The following is a 20,169-nucleotide window of genomic DNA, read 5'->3' as shown; positions in this document are numbered from 1 at the left end:
GCCGCTCGACGGCAGCCCCCGCGCCCAGCCGCCTTCCACCCGCATCCCGGTACCCTGGAGGGATGGCCGAGAACCCCCGCACACCCGAGACGCGCCCCGCGACTGCGCCCGCGTCGTCCCGTTCGGGGGCGATCCGCGAGACCCGCGCCCCGCAGGTGCGCCCCGCGACCGAGGGGTGGACCCAGAAGAAGGACGCCGAGGGGCGCCCCCTGCTGCAGTTCGCGAGCCCGAAGCGCGGCAAGCCGCCGGTCCACCTCGCCGACCTCACCCCGGCCGAGCGCATCGAGAAGGTGAAGGAGCTCGGACTCCCCGGCTTCCGCGCCAAGCAGCTCGCCACGCACTACTTCCGCCACTACACGTCCGACCCCGCGGAGATGACGGACCTCCCCGCCGGCATCCGCGACGAGCTCGTCGCCGGCATGCTCCCGCCCCTCATGACCGAGGTGCGGCGGCTGGAGACCGACCGCGGCGACACCATCAAGTTCCTCTGGCGTCTGCACGACGGCGCGCTCGTCGAGTCGGTCCTCATGCGCTACCCCGGCCGCATCACGCTGTGCGTGTCGAGCCAGGCCGGCTGCGGCATGAACTGCCCATTCTGTGCCACGGGCCAGGCGGGGCTGACGCGCAACATGTCCACCGCCGAGATCATCGAGCAGATCGTCCGGGCCAACCGGGCCATCGCGAACGGCGAGCTGGGCGGCAAGAAGCGCGACGACCACAGCATGGAGCGCGTCTCCAACATCGTCTTCATGGGCATGGGGGAGCCGCTCGCGAACTACAAGCGCGTCATGGATGCGGTGCGCACCATGGTCGCCCCGCAGCCCGACGGTCTCGGCATGAGCGCCCGCGGTATCACCGTGTCGACCGTGGGGCTCGTGCCCGCGATCAGGAAGCTCGCCGACGAGAACATCCCCGTCACGTTCGCCCTGTCGCTGCACGCCCCCGACGACCACCTGCGCGACGAGCTCATCCCCGTGAACTCGCGGTGGAAGGTCGACGAGGCGCTCGACGCGGCCTACGACTACTACGCCAAGACCGGGCGCCGCGTGTCCATCGAGTACGCCCTCATCAAGGACATGAACGACCACGCCTGGCGGGCCGACCTGCTGGCGGAGAAGCTCAAGCAACGCGGTCGCGGGTGGGTGCACGTGAACCCGATCCCGCTGAATCCGACGCCGGGCTCGATCTGGACCTCGTCGGAGAAGGACGTCACGGACGAGTTCGTGCGACGGCTGAACGACGCCGGCATCCCGACGACCCTCCGCGACACTCGCGGCAAGGAGATCGACGGCGCCTGCGGACAGCTCGTCGCGACGACCGAGGATGAGGCTGCCGCCGCCGCGATGGCCTGACCCCGGTTCGAATCGCTCACCTGGCTCCAAATCCGGCCCGGATGCCGCCATTCGCGCGACTCGAAGGCCCGTCCAAGGGATCTTCCACGGTATGCACAGGCGGAGTTTCGTAGATTATCGGGATGCCCTATTCCGCCCACCGCCCGGGTCGTTTCGACTCGCAGGGTCGGATCATCCTCGACGGCGACCCGAACGCCGAGACGGATGACCTCGACTTCCTGCGCGAGTACGAGCCGACCGGCGACACGTCCGCGCAGTCCGACGTCGCGTCCGACGACCCGACGCCCGAGCCGGTGACGGCGCCCGACGCCCCGGTCGACGCGGAGCCCGTCCCCGACCGGAAGGCGCGTCCGCCGCGCGTCCGGAAGCCGCGTCGTCGTCGCACCGCCGCCGAGCGCCTCCGTGCTCTCGCGATCCTCGGCGGGGCGGAGGGCGAGATCCTCGACCGCGTCCCCGGCGAGACCCCGCGTTTCGTGCAGATGTTCTTCGTGCTCGCCGGCACCGCCCTCGTCAGCGCGATCTCCATGCTCTTCGCCCTCACGACGGGAGTGCGCGCGGCGGTCTGGCTCGCCATCCCGCTCGCGATCGTGTGGGCGCTCATCATCTTCAACCTCGACCGCTTCCTCACCTCGACCATGACGTCGACCCGCAACGTCTGGAAGCTCATCGGCCTCGCGATCCCCCGCGTCATCATGGCCGCGATCATCGGTTTCGTCGTCGCGGAGCCGCTCGTTCTGCAGATCTTCCACAACGACATCTCGCGCGAGGTCGCCGCGACCAACATCGTCCAGGCCCAGGCCGACCAGGAGGCGCTCGAGACCGGCCCGGAGAAGAAGGCGCTGGATGCGGCATCCGAGCGTGTCGCGGCGCTCGAGAACCAGGCGGCGACGGGCATCGTCGCCGGGACCGAGTCGTCGTCGGCGACCGAGTCCGCCGCCCAGTCCACGGTCGACGACCTGACGGCCAAGCTCACGGAGCAGCAGGCCGTGATCGACCAGGCGCGGATTCTGTACCAGTGCGAGCTCACGGGCGAGGGTGCGGGAACCGTCCCCGGCTGCACCGGCGTGAACGGCGAGGGCGCGAGCTCTCAGGCCGCCCAGGCCCAGCTCGCCGAGGCCCAGCAGACCTACGACGCGCTCGCGGCCCAGCTCCGGACCGCGAACGAGGAACTCGCCGCTGCCGGAAGCGCAGCCAAGGAGAACACCACGGCCTCGGAGTCGCAGAACCGTCAGCAGGCGAAGGACGAACTCCCCGCCGCGCGCGACACGTACGAGCAGGCGCTCGCGGCCTACAACGCCCGCGCGGACTCCGTGGCGCAGGGCAACGCCGGGGCGGTGGGGCTGCTGAGCCAGATCAGTGGCCTGAACCGCCTGAGTGAGAAGGAGCCCGCGATCCTCTGGGCGCACATCCTCATCGCGGCGCTGTTCTTCATGATCGAGCTGCTGCCGGTGCTGGTGAAGGTGCTCACGAGCTACGGCGACCCGAGCCTCTATGAGAAGGCGCTGGCCATCCGCAAGCAGGTCGCCCTGGACAGGGTCACGGCGGAGGGCTTCCGTGACCGCGCCGACATCGTCACCACTCCCGTCTCCGGCGCCGGGGCTCAGGCCACCTGACTCGTTTCGAATCGCTCACTGTGCTCCATCTCGGCCGGATTCGGGACAAAGTGGGCGATTCGAACGCGGGAGAGATTCCCGGCCCGAGACGCCAGCGCGAGAGAACGGATCAAGGCGACCGTGGACGGGGAGCTCGGCCACGGGGTGCCGGTCACGGCGGCCTCGATGCGGGAGAGCGGCTCACGGAGGGCCGGGTCGTGCGTGCGGGCGTCGTCCTGGAGCCATGCGAGAAGCTCGCCGATGGTCCAATCCCGCTGAATTGGACCGAGATCGAGCCCGAAGCTGGTCGTGAGAACTGTCATTGGTCCAGAATCGGCTCTCATGGACACCCTCGACAGGGCCAATGCGACGCCGGTGGCCCACGGATCGGCCCCCGGCCCCCTCGTGCAGGGCGGTGAGGTCGCCGCGGGCGCTCTCGCCGCACGCCTCGGCCGCTGGGCCCACGGCGACGGCACCCTCTCCACCCGCCTCGCCGCGGCGATCGCCGCCCTGATCAGCGGTGGTGAGCTGCGTCCCGCCGACCGCCTGCCTGCCGAACGCGCCCTCTCCGCGGCGGTCGCGGTCTCGCGGGGCACGGTCGTGTCGGCCTATGCGTCCCTCGCCGAGCAGGGCCTCGTCGAGCGCCGGCAGGGGAGCGGGACCACAGTCGCGGGGGCGAGGACGACCCCCGCGGCGGACCGCCGTCCCGGCCGCGGCGAGGCCCTGTTCTCGGCTCTCCCCAACGCGATCGATCTGCTCCGCACGGTGCCGCAGATCCCGGACCTCGGTGTGCAGCTCATCCGCGACCACCAGCCGCGGCTCGACCTCGCCCTGCTCCCGGAGACCGACCCCGCGGGGCTCCCCGTGCTCCGCGAACTCATCGCCGGCATGTACCGCGCCGAGGGGACGCCGACCACACCCGAGCAGATCCTCGTGACCCACGGCGCGCAGCAGGCCATCAGCCTCGTCGTCAACGCGCTCGTCGAGCCGGGTGACGTCGTGCTCGCGGAGGAGATCACCTGGCCGGGCGTGACCGACTCCGTGGGGCTGCGCGGCGGCACCGTGCACGGCGTGCCGATGGGCGCGGACGGCCTCGACGTCGACGCGCTGGAGCAGGCGATGGCCCGGCTGCGTCCCGTGCTCGTCGCGCTCAACCCGCACCACCAGAACCCGACGGGGACGCGACTGCCCGCGGCGGCGCGCCACCGGGTGGCCGAGCTCGCGGCGCAGTACGGGGTCCCCGTGATCGAGGACCGCGTCGTCGCCGGCATCTCGTTCGACGGGGTCGTGCCGCCCACGCTCGCCTCGGAGCGGCCGGATGCCCCGGTGCTCGTCGTCGAATCCGTGTCGAAGTGGGCCTGGGCCGGGCTGCGGATCGGGTGGCTGCGGGCCGACCCGGTGCTGGTCCGGCGGCTCCGCGGCGCCCGGCAGCTCGCCGACCAGTCCACGAGCGTGCCCGGCCAGCTCCTCGCACTCGACCTCATCGCGCACGCGACGGCGCTCCGCCGCGCCACCAGCCGCGTGCACCAGCAGCGGCTCCTCCTGCTGCAGGAGCTGATGGCCGCGCACCTCCCCGACTGGACCTCCGACGCCCCTCGGGGCGGACTCGCGCTGTGGGCGGCGCTGCCTCAGGGCTCCGCATCGGCTCTCGCGCGCGTCGCCGCGGCGCATGGCGTCTCGATCGCGGGCACCGGGGCCTTCGCGGTCTCAGCCGCCGCGCCGGACGACCACGTGCGCCTGCCGTTCACCGCGCCGGACGACGTGCTCACCGAAGGGGTGCGACGGCTGGGCGACGCCTGGCGTGAGTACCGGGAGACTCTCAGCAGCCCTGCCTAGGGTGACCGCATGACACCGGTGCCGCGTCCCACCCTCTGGATCTGCGTCGCGGGCGTGCTCGCCGTCACCGCGTACGCCGCCCTCGCCGCGGTGCAGATCCTCGTGCTGAACCCGCTCGCCGCGGCTCCGGGCGACCTCTCGCTCGACGAGGTCCGGGCCGCGATGTCGAACGCCGGGGAGAGCCTCATGGCGCCGACCGTCCTCGGGATCCTCGGTGCGGGTGTGTGCCTGGGAATCGGGACGGCCGTCGTCTGCCTCCTCACGCGGGCTCCGGCGGTGGTGGCCGGCATGACCTTCCTCGCGCTGCTCATGGGCGGGGCTCCGGCCTACTTCGTCGCGTCGTTCGGCCCGGGCATGGGGCTTGCCGACACCTTCGGCATCAGCGGCGCCGATGCCTCCCCGTGGGCCCTGCCCCTATACGCGGTCAGTGCGCTCGCCGCGGTCGGGGTGCTGGTCGGGGCGGCGCTCACGTCCCGCCGCCGCGGACCGGCGCCCGCCACGGCCTGACGATCACCGTCGATCCGGCCCGCCGGTCCGCCGGCGGGACTAGCGTTGGTCCATGGTCAACTATCGCTATCTCGGCAACAGCGGTCTCAAGGTCTCGGAGATCACGTACGGCAACTGGGTCACGCATGCCTCGCAGGTCGAGGACGACGCCGCGGTCAAGACCGTGCACGCCGCCCTGGACGCCGGCATCACCACGTTCGACACCGCGGACACCTACGCCAACACGGCCGCGGAGGTCGTGCTCGGCAAGGCGCTGGAGGGCCAGCGTCGCGAGAGCCTCGAGATCTTCACCAAGGTCTACTTCCCGACCGGCCCCAAGGGTCCGAACGACACCGGCCTGAGCCGGAAGCACATCATGGAGTCGATCAACGGCTCGCTGCAGCGCCTCGGCACCGACTACGTCGATCTCTACCAGGCGCACCGCTTCGACTACGAGACCCCGCTCGAGGAGACGTTCCAGGCCTTCGCCGACATCGTCCGGCAGGGCAAGGCGCTCTACATCGGCGTCTCGGAGTGGACCGCGGAGCAGCTCCGCGAAGGGCACGCCCTGGCGAAGCAGCTCGGCATCCAGCTCATCTCCAACCAGCCGCAGTACTCCATGCTGTGGCGGGTCATCGAGGGCAAGGTGGTCCCGGCGTCGGAGGAGCTCGGCATCTCGCAGATCGTCTGGTCGCCGATGGCGCAGGGCGTGCTGAGCGGCAAGTACCTCCCTGGCCAGCCGGTGCCGGAGGGGTCGCGGGCCACGGATCAGAACTCGGGCGCAGGCTTCATCAAGAGCTTCCTGCAGGACGACATCCTCACCGCGGTGCAGCGCCTCAAGCCGATCGCGGAGCAGGCGGGGCTGTCGATGCCGCAGCTCGCGATCGCGTGGGTGCTGCAGAACCCGAACGTCGCGGCGGCCCTCGTCGGCGCCTCCCGTCCGGAGCAGCTCGCCGACACGGTCAAGGCCTCCGGCGTGACGCTCGACGCCGACACCATGACCGCGATCGACGAGGCTCTCGGTGACACGGTCAACCGCGACGCCGAGCACACGTACTCGGTGTCGCCGAAGTCCCGGCTCGTCTAGGCCTTCGAATCGCGCAAATGGTCCCATTCCGTCAAGGAATGGGACCATTTGCGCGATTCGGGCGGGTTACTCCTTGACGGCCCCGGCCGTGAGGCCCTGGACGATCCAGCGGCTGGCGAGGGCGAACATCACCATCGTCGGGAGGATCGTCAGCACGGCCGCGGCACTCATGGAGCCCCAGTCGATGTTGAACGTCGAGATGAAGCCGTTGAGCGCCGAGGGCACGGTGCGGTTCGCATCGGTGTTCATCAGCACGACCGACAGGAACAGCTCGTTCCAGCAGTTCACGAAGTTGAAGATGAACGCGGCGATGATGCCAGGGGTCATCACCGGCACGAGCACCCGGAACAGGGCGCCCAGGCGGGAGCAGCCGTCGATCATCGCCGCCTCCTCCAGCGCGTCGGGGACGTTCTCGAAGAAGCCCCGCAGCATGACCGTGGAGAACGGGATGCAGATCGCGATGTAGACGAGGATGAGGCCGGGCTTGGTGTCGACGAGTCCCAGATCGGTCATCATCGAGTACAGCGGTCCGAGGGCGATGAACGCCGGGATCATCTGCGTCAGCAGGAACGCGATGAGCACCGTGCCCTTGCCGCGGAACTCGAACCGCGCCAGCACGTAGGCGCTGAGCAGGGCGATGAGCGTCGCCACCGCGCCCGCCGACACCGCCACGATGGCAGAATTCGCCAGGAACGTCCCGAACGAGCTCTTCTCGAACAGGCTCGTGAAGTTGTCCAGCGAGGGCTCGCTCGGCCAGTACTCGATCGGGAAGCGGTTGATGGTCCCGGGCGACTTGAACGCGGTGAGCGTGATCCAGTACAGCGGGAACAGCGTGATGAGCAGCCACAGGCCCAGGCCGACGACACGCACCACGCCGCCCACCGTGACGCGGGGCTTGGGACGCGGGGCGGCCTTCGGGTCGGGCACCGTGATGCGCCGGGTCTCCGTGACCGAGGAGCCGGTCCGGACGGATGAGGTGATGGTCATCGCTGCACTCTCCGCATCGCCATCAGGTAGAACGCGCAGAACACCATGAGGAAGGCCACGACGATGAGCCCGATGGCGCTCGCGATGCCGTAGTTGCCCTGCTGCGTGTAGTTGATCATCCACGTCGTGATGATGTGGGTCTGGTTGGCGGGGCCGCCGTTCGTCATCGCGTAGATGATGTCGGGGAAGTTGAAGATCCAGATCACGCGCAGCAGGATCGTGAGCAGCAGCGTCATCGAGATGTACGGGATGATGATCGAGAACAGCTGCCGCACCTTGCCGGCGCCGTCGAGGCTCGCCGCCTCCAGCATCTCGTCCGGCACCGACTGGAGTGCCGCGAGGATCATGATCGCGAAGAAGGTCACGCCGTACCAGATGTTCGCGACGATCACGGCGAACATCGCGAGCTTCGGGTCGGCCAGCCACGGCAGCGGGGCGTCGATCAGTCCCGCCTTCATGAGCAGATCGTTGACGACGCCGAACTCGGCGTTGAACATCCAGCGGAACAGCATGCCGATGAGGAAGCCGGACACCGCCCACGGGAAGAACACCAGCGCCTGGTAGAGGCCGCGGAAGCGGAACCGCTTGCGCAGGGCGAGCGCGATGAGGAACCCGATCACGAGCTGCGGCACGAGCGAGCCGACCACCCAGAGCACGGAGTTCCACGCCACGGTCGGGAACGCCGGGTCCCGGAAGACGGCGAGGAAGTTGTCGAAACCCACGAACGGCGTCGACGTGAGATCCCACAGGTTCCAGTCGTGGAAGGCCATGCGGGCGCCCTGCAGCATCGGCCAGTAGGTGAACCAGCAGACGAAGAAGATCGCCGGCGCGAGGAACGCCAGCAGCGTGAGCGCGGTGCGGCCCCGGAACGGGCGTCGACGCGATGCCGGGGAGGCCCCGCCGGCGGTGCCGGCGGAGCCCCCTTCACGGATGGTGCGGGCCACGGATCAACCCTTCTCCGCGGCGTACTTCTCGGTCCAGAACGCGTCCCACGAGGCGAGGAGGTCCTTGGTGGACATGGTGCCCAGCAGCACGCTCTGCACGTCCTGGTCGGACTTCTGGATCCACTCGGTCCACCAGCTCACGCCGCGCGGCTGACGCACGTTGACGTAGGTCTCCGGGTCCTCGGTCATGGTGACGTAGCTGGTCCAGGGGCCGGTGGAGTAGAACTCGTCGTCCGCGGCGGCCGCGATGATCGGAACGAGGCTGTTCGCCTGCGCGAACTCGGTGGCGGGCTCGGCGGACGACAGGAACTCGACGAGCTTCACCGCGGCCTCCTTGTGCTCGCTGTTCTCCGCGACACCCCAGCCGGCGACGGCGAGGGGCTGTGCGGCCTTGCCGGACGGGCCGACGAGCAGCGGCGCGGTGTCCCACTGGTCCTCGGTCAGCGAGGAGTCCTGCACCGTCGCGATGACCTCCGGGTCCTGCAGGAGGAAGGCCGTGGTGCCGTTGGTGAACCCGGCGACCATCTCGGGGTAGCCCCACGAGACGGCGGACGGCGGCGAGGCCTCGGTGAACAGGTCGAAGTAGTCGTCGACGGCCTCCTGTGCTTCGGGGGCGGCGAAGATCGTCGAGCCGTCCTCCATGAGGAACGCGTCCTCCGTGTCGAGGCCATCGATCGTGTAGGCCTCGATCGCCGCGACGACGTTGCTGTTCGCGTTCTGACCGCCACGGAACGCGTACCCATAGATGTTGTTCGACGGGTCCTGGATCGCCGACGCCTGCTCCAGCAGGTCCTTCCAGCTGTGCGGCGGGCCGTCGAAGCCGGCCTGCTCGACGAGGTCGGTGCGGTAGAACAGCGACAGGCCGTAGAAGCCGTAGGGGACGAAGTAGCTCTTGCCGTCCTCCGCGACCGAGGCCGACTGCGCGTTCTCGGTGAGGGCGTCCCAGCCGTCCCACTTCTTCAGATCGGGACCGAGGTCGTAGAGCCAGCCGTTGTTCGCGAACGGCCCGACGGTGATGTCGCGCACCTCGAGCACGTCGACGCCCTTGCCGGACTGCAGCATCTGCTGGATCTTCTGGTCGGCCTGCTCGGTGGGCGGGGAGACCAGGGTGACGGCGATGTCGGGGTTGTCCTTCTCGAACTCGTCGAGCAGTCCGCGGAGCAGCTCGGTGCGCGCCGGGTTCGTCAGGCTCTCGACCATCTGGAGGGTGACGCTGCCGTCGCCGCCGGACGAGCCGGAGCCTCCGGAGCAGCCGGTGAGTGCGAGGACGGCGACGGTGCCGACTCCGGCTGCGGTCGTCAAGATCTTGTTCTTCACGATGTGCCTCTCGGTGGGGGTGGGTGGTGTTCGGGTGGGTCGTGCGGGAGGTGATGCGGGTCAGGGGAGGATGAGGGCGTCAGCGGGGCGGATGCCGGCGCGGCGCAGGATCGCGGGGACGCAGCGCTCGACGAACGCCTCGATGTCGGACGCCTCCGTGTACAGGTGCGCGGAGAGGCGGAAGTAGCCGACGCCGCGGAAGCTGGTGAACGCGGTCTCCACGCCGACCTCGTCGAGGAGGTCCATGCGCAGCGCGTCGGCCTCCTCGCGCGTCGCGCCGAGGCCGAGCGGCAGCCGGATGAGTCGCATGGACGGCACCGGGGAGGGAAGCGGGGTCAGCGGGTCCTCGTCGCTGAAGGGGCGCAGGGCTTCGGCGATGAGATCGGCGCCGGCGTCCGCCCGCGCCGCCATGGCGTCGCGGGCGGCCGTCCATCCGAATTCGGCCTCGATGAACTCGATCGCGGTGGGGGTGGCGAGGTACGTCGTCGCGTCGATCGTGCCCTGGGTGTCGAAGCGCTCGGGGTACGGCTCGCGCGCGGCCCAGGAGTCGATCAGCGGCCAGAGCTCGTCGCGGTCGGGGGCGGTGGTGACGAGGAGGGCGGAGCCGCGCGGGGCGCAGGGCCACTTGTGCAGATTCCCGAACCACCAGTCGCCGCCGGCGACGGCCGCCGCGTCCGGGATGAGGCCGGGAGCGTGGGCGCCGTCGACGAGCGTGCGCACACCGCGTGCGGCCGCGAGGTCGGCGATGCGACGGGTGGGCAGCAGGCGGGCCGTGGGCGAGGTGATCTGGTCGACGACGAGCAGCCGCGTGCGCGGGGAGAGGGCGTCGGCGAAGAGCTGCACGATCTCGTCGTCATCCGCGAGCAGGGGAAGCGCGACCGTGCGGACGGCGGCGCCGAACCGGCGGGCGAGACGCTCGGCGCCCATGGTGATGGCCCCGTAGCCCTGGTCGGTCACGAGGATCTCGTCGCCCCTGTCGAGCTGGAGGGCGTTGTAGACGACGGTGGCCGCGGCGGAGGCGTTGGGCACGAACACGCTGTCCTCCGGGCGGGCGCCGACGAACGGAGCCGTCCGCTGCCTCGCCTCCTGCACGCGCTCCGCGATCCGAGGGAACCACTCCACGGGGCTCAGGTCGGCACGGCGGCGCAGGGCGTCCTGGTGGGCGACCACCACCGACGGCACCGCCCCGAACGACCCGTGGTTCAGGTGGATCACGGTCGGGTCGAGGGGCCAGGCGTCGCGCGCCCGCAGGCCGGAGTTCAGCGTGAGCGGAGCGGGGAACTGCGGAGCGGGCATCGGACCTCATCGGTGAGTGGGGGCGAGTTGTTGCACAACTTTGCCACACGCCTTCGCTTTTGGCTACGAAACCGAGAAGATGAAACATAGTTGTCATACGAGTTTGCGACGCCCGGGGCGTCCGACAGACTTCACGAGGGGTGGGGGAGTGGCAGAGAGGATGACGATGAGCGCACTCGACACGGCGCTGCACGGCCTGCGGGCTCTCATCGCCGACGGTGCCCTGCGCCCCGGCGATCGGCTGCCGAGCGAGGGGGAGCTGTGCGAACGGCTCGGTGTCTCGCGCGGGTCGCTGCGCGAAGCCATCCGGACCCTCGCCGCACTGGGCGTGCTGGAGACGCGGCACGGTTCCGGCAGCTACGTCAGCGAGCTCCGCGCGGCCGACCTCATCGGCAGTCTCTCTCTCACGGTCGGATTGCTGCCGATGGCCGGGGTGCTGGAGCTGACGGAGCTCCGACGGGTGCTCGAGCCCCATGCGGCGGCGCTCGCCGCGGCCCGGATCGACGAGGACACGGTCGCTGCGCTCGACGTGGTGCTCACGGAGATCGAGTCGACGACGGATTTCGAGGCGCAGTCCCGCCTCGACCACGAGTTCCACATGGCCATCTCGTCGGTCGCGGGCAACGAGGCCCTGACGAGCCTGATCGACGTGCTGCGTTCCCGCTCCCGTGCCTACCGGATCTCCGACCCGGAGGATGCCGCGGAGCTCAAGATCCACTCCGACGCCGGCCACCGCGCGATCCTCCGCGGCCTCGCCGCCGCGGATCCGGTCGCTGCCTCGGCCGCCGCGTCCGCTCACGTCGCCTACACCGAGTACTGGGTGCGGCGGTACTCCGGCCTCTGACTCCTGGTTTCCCGGCCGAGCCACCCTCTTTCGTGCGCCCCGGCCCTATTCGGCCGTCCGGAAGGGGGTGGGCGGCACCGAAGGGGGCGGGATGGCGAACGGGGTCAGCCGAGGTTGATGTCGACCTGGATCTCGGACGCGAGGCGCTCCAGGTCGGCACGCAGGGCGTCGAGGTCGACCGTCGGCGGGACCTTCGCGATCACCGAGGCCTCGAACAGCCGCCCGCCGGCCATCGCGGCCTCCCGGGTCTCGGTCGTGAGCTCCTCGATGCTCAGGGCATGCGCGTTCAGCACCGCCGAGACCTCGCGCACGATGCCGGGGCGGTCGTTGCCGAGCACCTGCATCACGAGCAGCTGCTCCTCGTCCTCGGACGGCCCTGGCGTGCCGGTGAGCACCGAGAGCGTGAGCAGCCCCTGCCCCTGGATCCCCCGGAGCGCGGTCTCGAGCTCCCCCGTGCGCTCCGTCGGCACGGACACCTCGATGACACCCGCGAACGTGCCGGCGAGCTCGGCGAGGGAGCTGTTCTCCCAGTTGCCGCCATGGGCATCGACGACATCGGCGACGGCGGCCACGAGGCCCGGACGATCGGCACCCGCGACAGTGAGGATGAGTGTGGTCATGGGGTCAGCGTAACCCGGGATCAGTCCGCCCAGACCCCGGTCTCCAGGAACCGCTCCAATCGCGCACGGTGCGGGGCGAGGTCCCACCCCTGCTGCGCGACCCACTCGTCCGAGTAGTACGTGCCGGCGTACCGCACACCGCTGTCGCAGATCAGGGTCACGACGCTGCCGGTCTCGCCCGCGGCACGCATCCGGGCGATGAGCTGGAACGCGCCGTAGAGGTTCGTGCCGGTGGAGCCGCCCGCCCAGTGCAGGGTGCGCTCGCGGAGGAGCCGGATCGCGGCGATGGAGCCCGCGTCCGGGACCTGGATCATCTCGTCGATCACGGACGGCACGAACGAGGCCTCCACCCGCGGACGCCCGATGCCCTCGATGCGACTCGGGCGTCCGGCCGGCGGGTCGACCGTGCCCGCCCAGCCGTCGTAGAAGGCCGAGCCCTCGGGGTCAACGACCGCGATCCGGGTGTCATGGCGGCGGTACTTCACGTACCGGCCGAACGTGGCGCTGGTGCCGCCGGTGCCGGCGCCCGTGACGATCCAGCGCGGGATCGGATGCCGCTCCTGGGCGAGCTGACCGAACACACTGTCGGCGATGTTGTTGTTGCCGCGCCAGTCGGTCGCACGCTCCGCGTAGGTGAACTGGTCGAGGTAGTGCCCGGTGCAGTCCGCCGCCAGGCGCTGCGCCTCGGGTGACATGTCCTCCGCGCGATCCACGAAATGGCAGGTGCCGCCGTAGAACTCGATGAGGTCGATCTTCTCCTGCACCGTTGATCGGGGCACGACCGTGATGAACTTCAGCCCCAGCATCCGGGCGAAGTAGGCCTCCGACACCGCGGTCGACCCGCTCGACGACTCCACGAGGGTCGTGTCCTCGCGGATGCGCCCGTTGACGAGTCCGTACAGGATGAGGGAGCGCGCGAGGCGGTGCTTGAGGGAGCCGGTCGGGTGCACCGACTCGTCCTTGAGGTAGAGGTCGATGCCCCACTCCGGCGGCAGCGGGAACAGGTGCAGGTGCGTGTCGGCGCTGCGGTTGGCATCGGCTTCCAGCAGGGCGATCGCGGTGCTGGTCCAGTCGCTCATGTCCTCGAGCGTACCGGCCCGAGGTCAGCCCACCGTGCCCGCGGGGGAGGCGCCGCCCGATCCGTCCACGTGCATCAGCGACGCCTGGGACTGCTCCTGCTGGAGCTGGAACTCGAAGCGCGAGCGGTCGCCCCGGTGGTACGCGATGAAGTACTCGATCGGCAGCCCGTCCTCGCTGCGGCTGATGCTGCGCAGGCGGAGGAGGGCGGAGCCGGCGCTCACGCCGAGATGCTGAGCCTGCTCGTGCGTGGCGACCGTCGCCTCGGCGGAGCGGACGCCGTGCGTGGCGATGATGCCGTGGTCGGCGAGCAGCCGGTACAGCGACGCCTCGGTGAGGTCGGCGCCGAGCGTCACCGCTCCCACCGCCTCCGGCATCCACGTGGTTGAGAGCGACCAGGGCTCGCCGTCGACGTGCCGCAGTCGCTCCAGCACGATCACCGGCGATCCGACCGGCACCTCCAGGGCCAGGGCGACCTCCTCGTCGGCGACGGTCTGCTCGTGCCGGAGGACGTCGCTGTGCACGTGGCCGCCGCGCCGCTCGACGTCGTCGTACAGCCCGACGAGCGTGTGTACGAGACTCTCGCTCGTGCGCGGGCGGGAGACGAAGGTGCCCTTGCCCTTCACACGCTCGACGAGTCCCTCGTGCTCGAGCTGGGCAAGCGCCTGGCGCACGACCGTGCGGGAGATGCCGTAGCGCTCGCACAGCCGGTGCTCGCCGGGGAGGGGATCGCCCGGCTGCAGACCGTCGCGGGCGATGCCGTCGATGATGAGCTGCCGGAGCTGGTCGTACATCGGCGCCGCGCTGTGGCGGTCGATCGCATCCTCGATCAGAGACATCAGTACGCCACCCCCGCGTGCAGGATCACGTTCGCGTACGGGGTGAACTCCCCCGAGCGCACGAAGGCACGGGCGGCGTGCGTGCGCTGCTTGAACTCGACGTGCGGGACGAGCTCGATCTCGAACCTTGCGTCGGCGAAGCGCTCGCGCAGGGCGTCGAGCACCTCCGGGCTCTTCTCGGCGACCTCGGCCGACACCGTCGCCCCCTCGACCACGAGCTCCGCGAGCACCGTGTCGAGCACGTCGAGGAACGCGGGAGCGCCGGGACGGTAGGCGAGGTCGATGCGCTCGGATCCCGGCGGGATCGGCAGCCCGGCGTCGGTCACGACGATCAGATCGGTGTGCCCGGTCTCGCTGATGACGCGGGAGAGCGCCGGGTTGATCGTGGTCGAGGTCTTGCGCATCGTGTGCTCCTGGTTCAGTTCGCGACGGGGGCCGCGGTGCGCGCGGCGAGGAAGGCCTCGACGTCGGCGCGGTGGGGGAGGCTCGGTGAGGCCCCCTGCTTCGTGACGGTGAGGGCGCCCGCGGCGGTCGCCAGCCGCACCGCATCGGTGAGGGCGGCTCCGCTCGCGAGCGCGGCACCGAGGTAGCCGGCGTAGGCGTCGCCCGCGGCGGTGGTGTCGACGGCCTCCACGGGGAACGGCGGGACGACGGTGGCGCCCTCGGCGGTGACGACGCACGACCCCTGCCCGGCCAGGGTGATGACCGCGGCGCCCACGCCCTGCTCCAGGAACCAGTGCCCGGCGCGTTCGGCGGAGACGGCGTCGGTCACCTCGATGCCGCTGATGAGCGACGCCTCGGTCTCGTTCGGGGTGACGATGTCGATGCTCCGCCAGATCTCCGGCGCCAGCTCCGCCGCCGGCGCCGGATCGAGGATCACGGTCATCCCGTGCTCGCGACCGCGCGCGGTGATGTGAGCGGTCAGGGCGGACGGGGTCTCGAGCTGGGTGAGCAGGACGGAGGTCGTCGGGGCGAGAGCCGCGAGGGCTTCGTCGATCTGCGCCGTGCTGAGGGCGGCGTTGGCGAGCGGCACCATGACGATGTCGTTCTGCGCGGAGGCGTCGACGCGGATGTGCGCGATGCCGGTCGGGCCCGGCACGGTGCGCAGGTGCGCGAGGTCGACGCCGGCCGCGGTGAGCCCTTCCACCACGAGGTCGTGGAACAGGTCGTCGCCGACGCACCCGACGAAGCTCGTGCGGGCTCCGGAGCGCCCGGCCGCGACGGCCTGGTTCGCGCCCTTGCCGCCGAGCATCAGCGTGAACTCGTCGCCGAGGATGGTCTCGCCGCGGGCGGGGAGCCGCTGGGAGAAGGTCGTGACGTCGGCCGTCACGCTGCCGACGATGACGACGCCGGAGCGGTCGCCGGGGTGTGCGGGTGTCATCTCGCTCCTGATCCTCCTCGACAGCGCGGGGCCCCCGGTCTTTGACAAGGTTCGGGAGCTGTCATTACATTAGCCGAAGCCCCACCTGTAACGACAGGTTGCCCGCGAGGAGACCCCGATGACCGCGATCGCGCCCCGCCTGTACGTCGACAGCGCCGACACCGACCGCGTCTCGCGGCTGCTCTCCGCCGGGGTGGTGCAGGGCGTCACGACGAACCCCACGATCCTCGAGCGCGGCGGGCGGACGGCGGCGGAGATCCCCGACCTCTACGCCCGCTGGGTGGACGAGGGTGCACGGGAGGTCTTCTTCCAGACGTGGGGTGGCGACACGGCCTCCTTCCTCCGGAACGCGGAGGGCATCCGCGCCCTCGGCGACCGGGTGGCGGTCAAGGTGCCCGCGACCGCAGCGGGTTTCGCGGCGGCCTCGGCCCTCGTCCGCGACGGGGCCACGGTCCTCGTCACGGCGGTCTACTCCGTCGCGCAGGCGCTCGCGTGCGCCTCGATCGGCGCCCAGTACATCGCGCCCTACCTCGGACGCATGCGCGACGCGGGCATGGACGGCGACGCGCTCATCGCCCGGATGCAGGAGATGTGCGCGGGCAGCGGCTCCAATGTGCTCGCCGCGTCCCTGCGCTCGGCCGACGACATCACGGGGCTGCGCGCGGCCGGGGTGCCCTACTTCACCGCTGCGCCCGACGTGCTCGACCAGCTGCTGTTCCACGAGGTGAGCGACAGCTCGGCGGCGGAGTTCGACGCCGCGATGCAGCGCCTCGGGGCCTGACGGCTCAGGCCGACGCGGCCTGCCGCAGCCACCGCTCGACACCGGCGATGTGGGCCGTGGCGAGGGAGGTCGCCAGCGCCGAGTCGCGCTGGGCGATGGCATCGGCGATGGCGCGGTGCTCCGACAGAGTGCGCTCCACGGCGCCGCCCTCCGTGAGACCCCGCCACACGCGCGCCCGGACCGTCTGGCTGCTCAGGTGCTCGATGAGGCTCGCGAGGTAGGCGTTGCCCGCCATGCCCACGATCTCGCGGTGGAAGCGGATGTCGTGGTCGACGAGCTCCTCGATCCCGACGGACGCGTCGACGGCCTCCACCTCCTCCTGCAGGGCCGCGATCGCCTCGTCCGTGCCGAGGGTCGCCGCGAGACCGGTGGCCTGCGATTCGAGCATCCGGCGGACGGCGAACATCTCCAGCATCGAGTCGTCGTCGTGCATGTCCACGACGAAGGCGATCGCCTCCAGCAGCAGGTGCGGCTCCAGGCTCGTGACGTAGGTGCCGTCGCCGCGGCGTACGTCGAGCACGCGGATGACCTCCAGTGCCTTGACCGCCTCGCGCATGGAGTTGCGGGAGAGGCCGAGGCGCTCGGACAGCTCCTTCTCCGGGGGCAGGCGATCGCCGGGGGCCAGTTCGCCCGACACGATCATCGCCTTGATCTTCTCGATCGCCTCGTCCGTCACTGCCATGGCGCTCATCCTCGCACAACATCCGATGTCTGCGGCAGGATGGGGACATGCGCATCCTCGACTCGCACCTGCACCTGTGGGACCCGGAGGCTCTCGAGTACACGTGGCTGGAGGGTCCGCTCGCGGGGCGCTTCGGCGCTCTCGAGCTCGACCGTGCGCGGGGGGACCGGGCCACGGACGAGCGGGCAGTGTTCGTGCAGGCCGAGACCGCCGAGGACGACTTCCTCGCGGAGGTGCGGTGGGTGGCCGGGCAGGCGGAGCGCCTCGGGGTGGTCGGCATCGTGGCCGGCGCCCGTCTCGACCGCGGGACCGATACCACGGTGCACCTGGAGAGCCTCACCGCCGAGCCCCTGGTGGTCGGGGTGCGTCACCTCCTGCAGGGGGAGCCGGACGGCCTGATGCTCTCGTCGGCGTTCATCACCGGAGCCCGGGAGGTCGCGGCGCACGGGTGGACCTTCGACGCGTGCGTGCGTGCCGCGCAACTCCCGGACCTCGCACGACTGTCCGGCGCGATCCCCGAGCTGCGGATCGTGCTCGACCACCTGGGTAAGCCGGAGGTCGGGACGGCTTCGGCTCCGCGCACGCCCTCTGTGGAGTGGGAGCGGGACCTCGCCGAACTCGCGCGACACCCCGGGGTGTTCTGCAAGGTGTCCGGACTGCCCGCGGAAGCCGGAGGGGACTGGAGCCTCGCGCAGCTCGAACCCTTCCTCGACACCGCGGCCGACGTCTTCGGTCCCGAGCGCCTGATGTGGGGGAGCGACTGGCCCGTGTCGGCGGTCGGCTCCGCGGAGCATGACGGCACGCACGCTCCCGCCGACGGTGCACCGGTGTATCAGCCGTCCGCCCGCAGCCGCTGGGCCGACGCCGTGGCGACGTGGGCCTCCTCCCGCGGCATCGATCACGACGCCCTCTTCCACGCCACCGCCACCTCCGTCTACTCCCTCTAACCCCCCCCGCCCTCCTACGCGGGGGAGTGCGATATGCCACCTCCGGAGCCGCGTCCGGGCCCGTTTCTGATCCCGGCCGGATGGGTGCCGTGCCGCTCACGGTCGTCCCTCCGGGGCGCCTCGGGGCGTGCGAGATGGGAAACGCTCCGCGGCCGCCGCATCGAGGAGCGATTCTGATCCCGCCCGCGCGGCGAGGCAGCGTGCGGGACGCGAAAGGAGCCTGCGGGGCGGGGTGGAGGAGCGATTCTGATCCCGAAGGGTGGGGCGGGCAGAAGCGTGGGGCGTGCGGGATGAGAAAGGGGCGTGCGGGGCGGGGCGGGGGAGCGGAATTGATCCCGGCTGGGGACGGAACGGGGCGGAACGGCGGGACGGGACGGGGACGGCCCGGGGTCTCGCGGGGAGACACCGGGCCGTCGGGAAGATCGGGTCACTCGGGGCGGAGGCGGAGCTGCGCCATCCCGCCGTCGACCTCGATGAAGGTGCCCGTGGTGGAGCCCGCGGCGGGACTCACGAGGTAGGCCACCGCGGCGGCGACCTCGTCCGGGCTCACCAGGCGTCCGTGGGGCTGTCGTGCCTCCAACGCGGCCCGCTCGGCGGCGGGGTCGGACGCGGAGTCGAGCAGTCGTCCGACCCACGGCGTGTCTGCCGTGCCGGGGTTGACCGCATTGACGCGGATGCCCTCGCGCAGGTGGTCGGCGGCCATCGCGCGGGTCAGAGCCGACACGGCGCCCTTCGACGCGGAGTACAGCGCCCGCTGCGGGAGCCCGGTGGTCGAGGCGATCGAGGCCGTGTTGCACACCGCGGCGGCCGGGGACTTCCGGAGCCACGGCAGTGCCGCCGACGTCACACGCGCGATGCCGGTGACGTTGATGGAGAGGACGCGGGCCCACTCGTCGTCGTCGTTCGCGGCGATGTCGCCCTGTGCGCCGATGCCGGCGTTGTTGACGACGATGTCGATGCGGCCGAAGCGCTCGGCGACGGCGGCGACGGCGGCGTCCACGCTCGCGCGGTCGGAGACGTCGGCGGTGAACGCGGCGAAGCGCTCGTCGGCGTGCGTGGTGTCGCGGTCGAGGACCGCGACGGTGACGCCGTCCGCCTGCAGACGGTCGGCGATCGCCGCGCCGATGCCGGAGGCGCCACCGGTGACGATGGCCACGAGTCCTTCCGTGCCGCCGTCGGGTCCCTGAGCCTGTCGAAGGGGTCCCTGAGCCTGTCGAAGGGTCACTTCTCTGCCTCCCATGCGATGAAGTCCTGGCGCTGGCGGCCGAGGCCGTCGATCTCGATCTCGACCACGTCGCCCGCCGCCAGGTAGGGGTACTTGCCGGACAGGGCCACGCCCTGCGGGGTGCCGGTGAGGATCAGGTCACCGGGCTCGAGCGTCACGTACTGCGACAGGTGGTGCACGATCTGCTCGACCGTGAAGATCATGTCGCTCGTGTTCGAGTCCTGCCGCGGCTCGCCGTTCACGAAGCTGCGGAGGCCGAGCGCCTGGTGGTCGACCTCGTCCGGCGTGACCAGCCACGGACCCGTGGGGTTGAAGCCGAAGGCGATCTTGCCCTTCGACCACTGCCCGCCGGAGACCGCCATCTGGAAGTCGCGCTCCGACACGTCGTTCGCGGCGACGAAGCCGGCGACGTGCGCCATCGACTCCTCCGGGGAGTCGAGGTACGCGGTGCGGGTGCCGATGACGATGCCGAGCTCGACCTCCCAGTCGGTCTTCTCGCTCCCGCGCGGGATCGTCACGGCGTCGTTCGGGCCGACGACGGTGTTGGGGGTCTTGAGGAAGATGATGGGGATGGTCGGCGGCTCCGACCCCGACTCCGCGGCGTGGGCGGCGTAGTTCATCCCGATGCAGATCACCGCGCTCGGGCGGGCGATCGGGGCGCCGATGCGCATCGTCGCGGCGTCCGGCAGCTCGGAGAGCTCCCCGGCGTCGCGGGCGGCGGCGACGCGGGCGACGAAGTCCCCCGCAAGGAAGTCGCCGTTGACATCGGATGTCACCGGGCGGAGGTCGAGGTAGCGGTCACCCTCCAGGAGGACGGGGATCTCCGCCCCCGGGGTGCCGAGCCGCGCGAACTTCATGATTCTCCTGATCGTTCGG

Annotated in this window: 21 protein-coding genes; 8 read left to right on the top strand and 13 right to left on the bottom strand. The window is 70.9% G+C overall.

Features of this window, described 5'->3' with window-relative positions; genetic code table 11:
• Nucleotides 1-62: 62 nt before the first annotated feature.
• Nucleotides 63-1,352, top strand: a complete 1,290-nt coding sequence (rlmN, locus tag AUV07_RS14170; RefSeq protein WP_231868281.1) for a 23S rRNA (adenine(2503)-C(2))-methyltransferase RlmN — start codon at nucleotides 63-65, stop codon at nucleotides 1,350-1,352.
• Between the two features lie 122 nt (nucleotides 1,353-1,474).
• Nucleotides 1,475-2,965, top strand: coding sequence for a DUF4407 domain-containing protein (locus tag AUV07_RS14165; RefSeq protein ID WP_062637098.1), 1,491 nt, complete (start codon nucleotides 1,475-1,477; stop codon nucleotides 2,963-2,965).
• Here AUV07_RS14165 and AUV07_RS14160 read toward each other — a convergent pair.
• A complete protein-coding gene (locus AUV07_RS14160; RefSeq protein ID WP_062637096.1) occupies nucleotides 2,953-3,267 on the bottom strand; it encodes a hypothetical protein in 315 nt (104 codons plus the stop codon). The two genes, AUV07_RS14165 and AUV07_RS14160, sit on opposite strands and share 13 nt — an antisense overlap.
• A gap of 19 nt (nucleotides 3,268-3,286) precedes the next feature.
• On the opposite strand from AUV07_RS14160, the gene yczR reads away from it, so the two are divergent.
• From yczR to AUV07_RS14145, 3 genes are read left to right on the top strand one after another with little or no spacing between them, the layout of a single operon-like run.
• Nucleotides 3,287-4,780: an aminotransferase-like domain-containing protein gene (gene yczR, locus AUV07_RS14155; RefSeq protein ID WP_062637094.1), complete on the top strand. Its 1,494-nt coding sequence runs from the start codon at nucleotides 3,287-3,289 to the stop codon at nucleotides 4,778-4,780.
• Between the two features lie 9 nt (nucleotides 4,781-4,789).
• A complete protein-coding gene (locus tag AUV07_RS14150; protein WP_062637092.1) occupies nucleotides 4,790-5,287 on the top strand; it encodes a hypothetical protein in 498 nt (165 codons plus the stop codon).
• Nucleotides 5,288-5,339: 52 nt separating this feature from the next.
• Entirely contained in the window at nucleotides 5,340-6,353 is a 1,014-nt protein-coding gene (locus AUV07_RS14145) for an aldo/keto reductase family protein (protein ID WP_062637090.1), read from the top strand.
• A 66-nt stretch (nucleotides 6,354-6,419) separates the two neighbouring features.
• On the opposite strand, the gene AUV07_RS14140 is transcribed toward AUV07_RS14145, so the two are convergent.
• From AUV07_RS14140 to AUV07_RS14125, 4 genes are read right to left on the bottom strand one after another with little or no spacing between them, the layout of a single operon-like run.
• On the bottom strand, nucleotides 6,420-7,340 hold the full coding sequence (locus AUV07_RS14140) for a carbohydrate ABC transporter permease (RefSeq protein WP_197462152.1): 921 nt from the start codon (nucleotides 7,338-7,340) through the stop codon (nucleotides 6,420-6,422).
• Nucleotides 7,337-8,284 (bottom strand): carbohydrate ABC transporter permease, encoded by a 948-nt coding sequence (locus AUV07_RS14135; protein ID WP_062637089.1) that lies wholly within the window; start codon nucleotides 8,282-8,284, stop codon nucleotides 7,337-7,339. The genes AUV07_RS14140 and AUV07_RS14135 overlap by 4 nt, the downstream gene beginning before the upstream one ends.
• Nucleotides 8,285-8,287: 3 nt before the next feature.
• Complete coding sequence (locus AUV07_RS14130; protein WP_062637087.1) at nucleotides 8,288-9,601, bottom strand: ABC transporter substrate-binding protein; 1,314 nt, start codon at nucleotides 9,599-9,601, stop codon at nucleotides 8,288-8,290.
• A gap of 60 nt (nucleotides 9,602-9,661) precedes the next feature.
• On the bottom strand, nucleotides 9,662-10,897 hold the full coding sequence (locus tag AUV07_RS14125; protein ID WP_062637085.1) for an aminotransferase class V-fold PLP-dependent enzyme: 1,236 nt from the start codon (nucleotides 10,895-10,897) through the stop codon (nucleotides 9,662-9,664).
• Nucleotides 10,898-11,063: 166 nt separating this feature from the next.
• On the opposite strand from AUV07_RS14125, the gene AUV07_RS14120 reads away from it, so the two are divergent.
• Nucleotides 11,064-11,741: a FadR/GntR family transcriptional regulator gene (locus tag AUV07_RS14120; RefSeq protein ID WP_062637084.1), complete on the top strand. Its 678-nt coding sequence runs from the start codon at nucleotides 11,064-11,066 to the stop codon at nucleotides 11,739-11,741.
• Nucleotides 11,742-11,845: 104 nt separating this feature from the next.
• Here the strand turns inward: AUV07_RS14120 and AUV07_RS14115 are convergent, their stop codons facing one another.
• Genes AUV07_RS14115 through AUV07_RS14095 form a run of 5 tightly spaced genes read right to left on the bottom strand, consistent with a single transcriptional unit; the run spans nucleotide 11,846 to nucleotide 15,658 of the window.
• Nucleotides 11,846-12,361, bottom strand: coding sequence for a glycine cleavage system protein R (locus AUV07_RS14115; protein ID WP_062637081.1), 516 nt, complete (start codon nucleotides 12,359-12,361; stop codon nucleotides 11,846-11,848).
• A gap of 20 nt (nucleotides 12,362-12,381) precedes the next feature.
• Nucleotides 12,382-13,440 (bottom strand): PLP-dependent cysteine synthase family protein, encoded by a 1,059-nt coding sequence (locus AUV07_RS14110; protein ID WP_062637079.1) that lies wholly within the window; start codon nucleotides 13,438-13,440, stop codon nucleotides 12,382-12,384.
• Nucleotides 13,441-13,464: 24 nt separating this feature from the next.
• Nucleotides 13,465-14,277 carry a GntR family transcriptional regulator gene (locus tag AUV07_RS14105; protein WP_025105364.1) on the bottom strand — a complete coding sequence of 271 codons (813 nt, stop codon included), beginning with the start codon at nucleotides 14,275-14,277 and terminating at the stop codon, nucleotides 13,465-13,467.
• Nucleotides 14,277-14,681 (bottom strand): D-ribose pyranase, encoded by a 405-nt coding sequence (rbsD, locus tag AUV07_RS14100; protein ID WP_062637077.1) that lies wholly within the window; start codon nucleotides 14,679-14,681, stop codon nucleotides 14,277-14,279. The genes AUV07_RS14105 and rbsD overlap by 1 nt, the downstream gene beginning before the upstream one ends.
• 14 nt (nucleotides 14,682-14,695) lie before the next feature.
• Nucleotides 14,696-15,658, bottom strand: a complete 963-nt coding sequence (locus AUV07_RS14095) for a ribokinase (RefSeq protein WP_062637075.1) — start codon at nucleotides 15,656-15,658, stop codon at nucleotides 14,696-14,698.
• Between the two features lie 118 nt (nucleotides 15,659-15,776).
• Between AUV07_RS14095 and AUV07_RS14090 the strand changes: the two genes are divergently transcribed.
• On the top strand, nucleotides 15,777-16,439 hold the full coding sequence (locus AUV07_RS14090; RefSeq protein WP_062637073.1) for a transaldolase family protein: 663 nt from the start codon (nucleotides 15,777-15,779) through the stop codon (nucleotides 16,437-16,439).
• Between the two features lie 4 nt (nucleotides 16,440-16,443).
• On the opposite strand, the gene AUV07_RS14085 is transcribed toward AUV07_RS14090, so the two are convergent.
• Nucleotides 16,444-17,121: a FadR/GntR family transcriptional regulator gene (locus tag AUV07_RS14085; RefSeq protein WP_025105368.1), complete on the bottom strand. Its 678-nt coding sequence runs from the start codon at nucleotides 17,119-17,121 to the stop codon at nucleotides 16,444-16,446.
• A 47-nt stretch (nucleotides 17,122-17,168) separates the two neighbouring features.
• Here AUV07_RS14085 and AUV07_RS14080 point away from each other — a divergent pair, with 47 nt between their 5' ends.
• Nucleotides 17,169-18,068, top strand: coding sequence for an amidohydrolase family protein (locus AUV07_RS14080; protein ID WP_082802977.1), 900 nt, complete (start codon nucleotides 17,169-17,171; stop codon nucleotides 18,066-18,068).
• 427 nt (nucleotides 18,069-18,495) lie between these two features.
• On the opposite strand, the gene AUV07_RS14075 is transcribed toward AUV07_RS14080, so the two are convergent.
• Entirely contained in the window at nucleotides 18,496-19,293 is a 798-nt protein-coding gene (locus AUV07_RS14075; protein ID WP_062637071.1) for an SDR family NAD(P)-dependent oxidoreductase, read from the bottom strand.
• On the bottom strand, nucleotides 19,290-20,150 hold the full coding sequence (locus tag AUV07_RS14070) for a fumarylacetoacetate hydrolase family protein (protein WP_062637069.1): 861 nt from the start codon (nucleotides 20,148-20,150) through the stop codon (nucleotides 19,290-19,292). Before AUV07_RS14070 ends, AUV07_RS14075 begins: the two co-directional genes overlap by 4 nt.
• Nucleotides 20,151-20,169: the final 19 nt, after the last annotated feature.

It is taken from the genome of Microbacterium sp. CH1 (assembly GCF_001595495.1).
Lineage (GTDB): Bacteria > Actinomycetota > Actinomycetes > Actinomycetales > Microbacteriaceae > Microbacterium.
The sequence above is the reverse complement of the archived record's forward strand: the minus strand, read 5'-3'. Positions and strand labels throughout refer to the sequence as shown.

Coding starts and splice junctions, on each gene's coding strand:
- yczR (WP_062637094.1), top strand. CDS start 3,287: ATGGACACCCTCGACAGGGCCAATGCGACGCCGGTGGCCCACGGATCG.
- AUV07_RS14145 (WP_062637090.1), top strand. CDS start 5,340: ATGGTCAACTATCGCTATCTCGGCAACAGCGGTCTCAAGGTCTCGGAG.
- AUV07_RS14095 (WP_062637075.1), bottom strand. CDS start 15,658: ATGACACCCGCACACCCCGGCGACCGCTCCGGCGTCGTCATCGTCGGC.
- AUV07_RS14140 (WP_197462152.1), bottom strand. CDS start 7,340: ATGACCATCACCTCATCCGTCCGGACCGGCTCCTCGGTCACGGAGACC.
- AUV07_RS14165 (WP_062637098.1), top strand. CDS start 1,475: ATGCCCTATTCCGCCCACCGCCCGGGTCGTTTCGACTCGCAGGGTCGG.
- AUV07_RS14115 (WP_062637081.1), bottom strand. CDS start 12,361: ATGACCACACTCATCCTCACTGTCGCGGGTGCCGATCGTCCGGGCCTC.
- AUV07_RS14090 (WP_062637073.1), top strand. CDS start 15,777: ATGACCGCGATCGCGCCCCGCCTGTACGTCGACAGCGCCGACACCGAC.
- AUV07_RS14070 (WP_062637069.1), bottom strand. CDS start 20,150: ATGAAGTTCGCGCGGCTCGGCACCCCGGGGGCGGAGATCCCCGTCCTC.
- AUV07_RS14160 (WP_062637096.1), bottom strand. CDS start 3,267: ATGACAGTTCTCACGACCAGCTTCGGGCTCGATCTCGGTCCAATTCAG.
- AUV07_RS14120 (WP_062637084.1), top strand. CDS start 11,064: ATGAGCGCACTCGACACGGCGCTGCACGGCCTGCGGGCTCTCATCGCC.
- rbsD (WP_062637077.1), bottom strand. CDS start 14,681: ATGCGCAAGACCTCGACCACGATCAACCCGGCGCTCTCCCGCGTCATC.
- AUV07_RS14150 (WP_062637092.1), top strand. CDS start 4,790: ATGACACCGGTGCCGCGTCCCACCCTCTGGATCTGCGTCGCGGGCGTG.
- AUV07_RS14105 (WP_025105364.1), bottom strand. CDS start 14,277: ATGTCTCTGATCGAGGATGCGATCGACCGCCACAGCGCGGCGCCGATG.
- AUV07_RS14085 (WP_025105368.1), bottom strand. CDS start 17,121: ATGGCAGTGACGGACGAGGCGATCGAGAAGATCAAGGCGATGATCGTG.
- AUV07_RS14080 (WP_082802977.1), top strand. CDS start 17,169: ATGCGCATCCTCGACTCGCACCTGCACCTGTGGGACCCGGAGGCTCTC.
- rlmN (WP_231868281.1), top strand. CDS start 63: ATGGCCGAGAACCCCCGCACACCCGAGACGCGCCCCGCGACTGCGCCC.
- AUV07_RS14110 (WP_062637079.1), bottom strand. CDS start 13,440: ATGAGCGACTGGACCAGCACCGCGATCGCCCTGCTGGAAGCCGATGCC.
- AUV07_RS14125 (WP_062637085.1), bottom strand. CDS start 10,897: ATGCCCGCTCCGCAGTTCCCCGCTCCGCTCACGCTGAACTCCGGCCTG.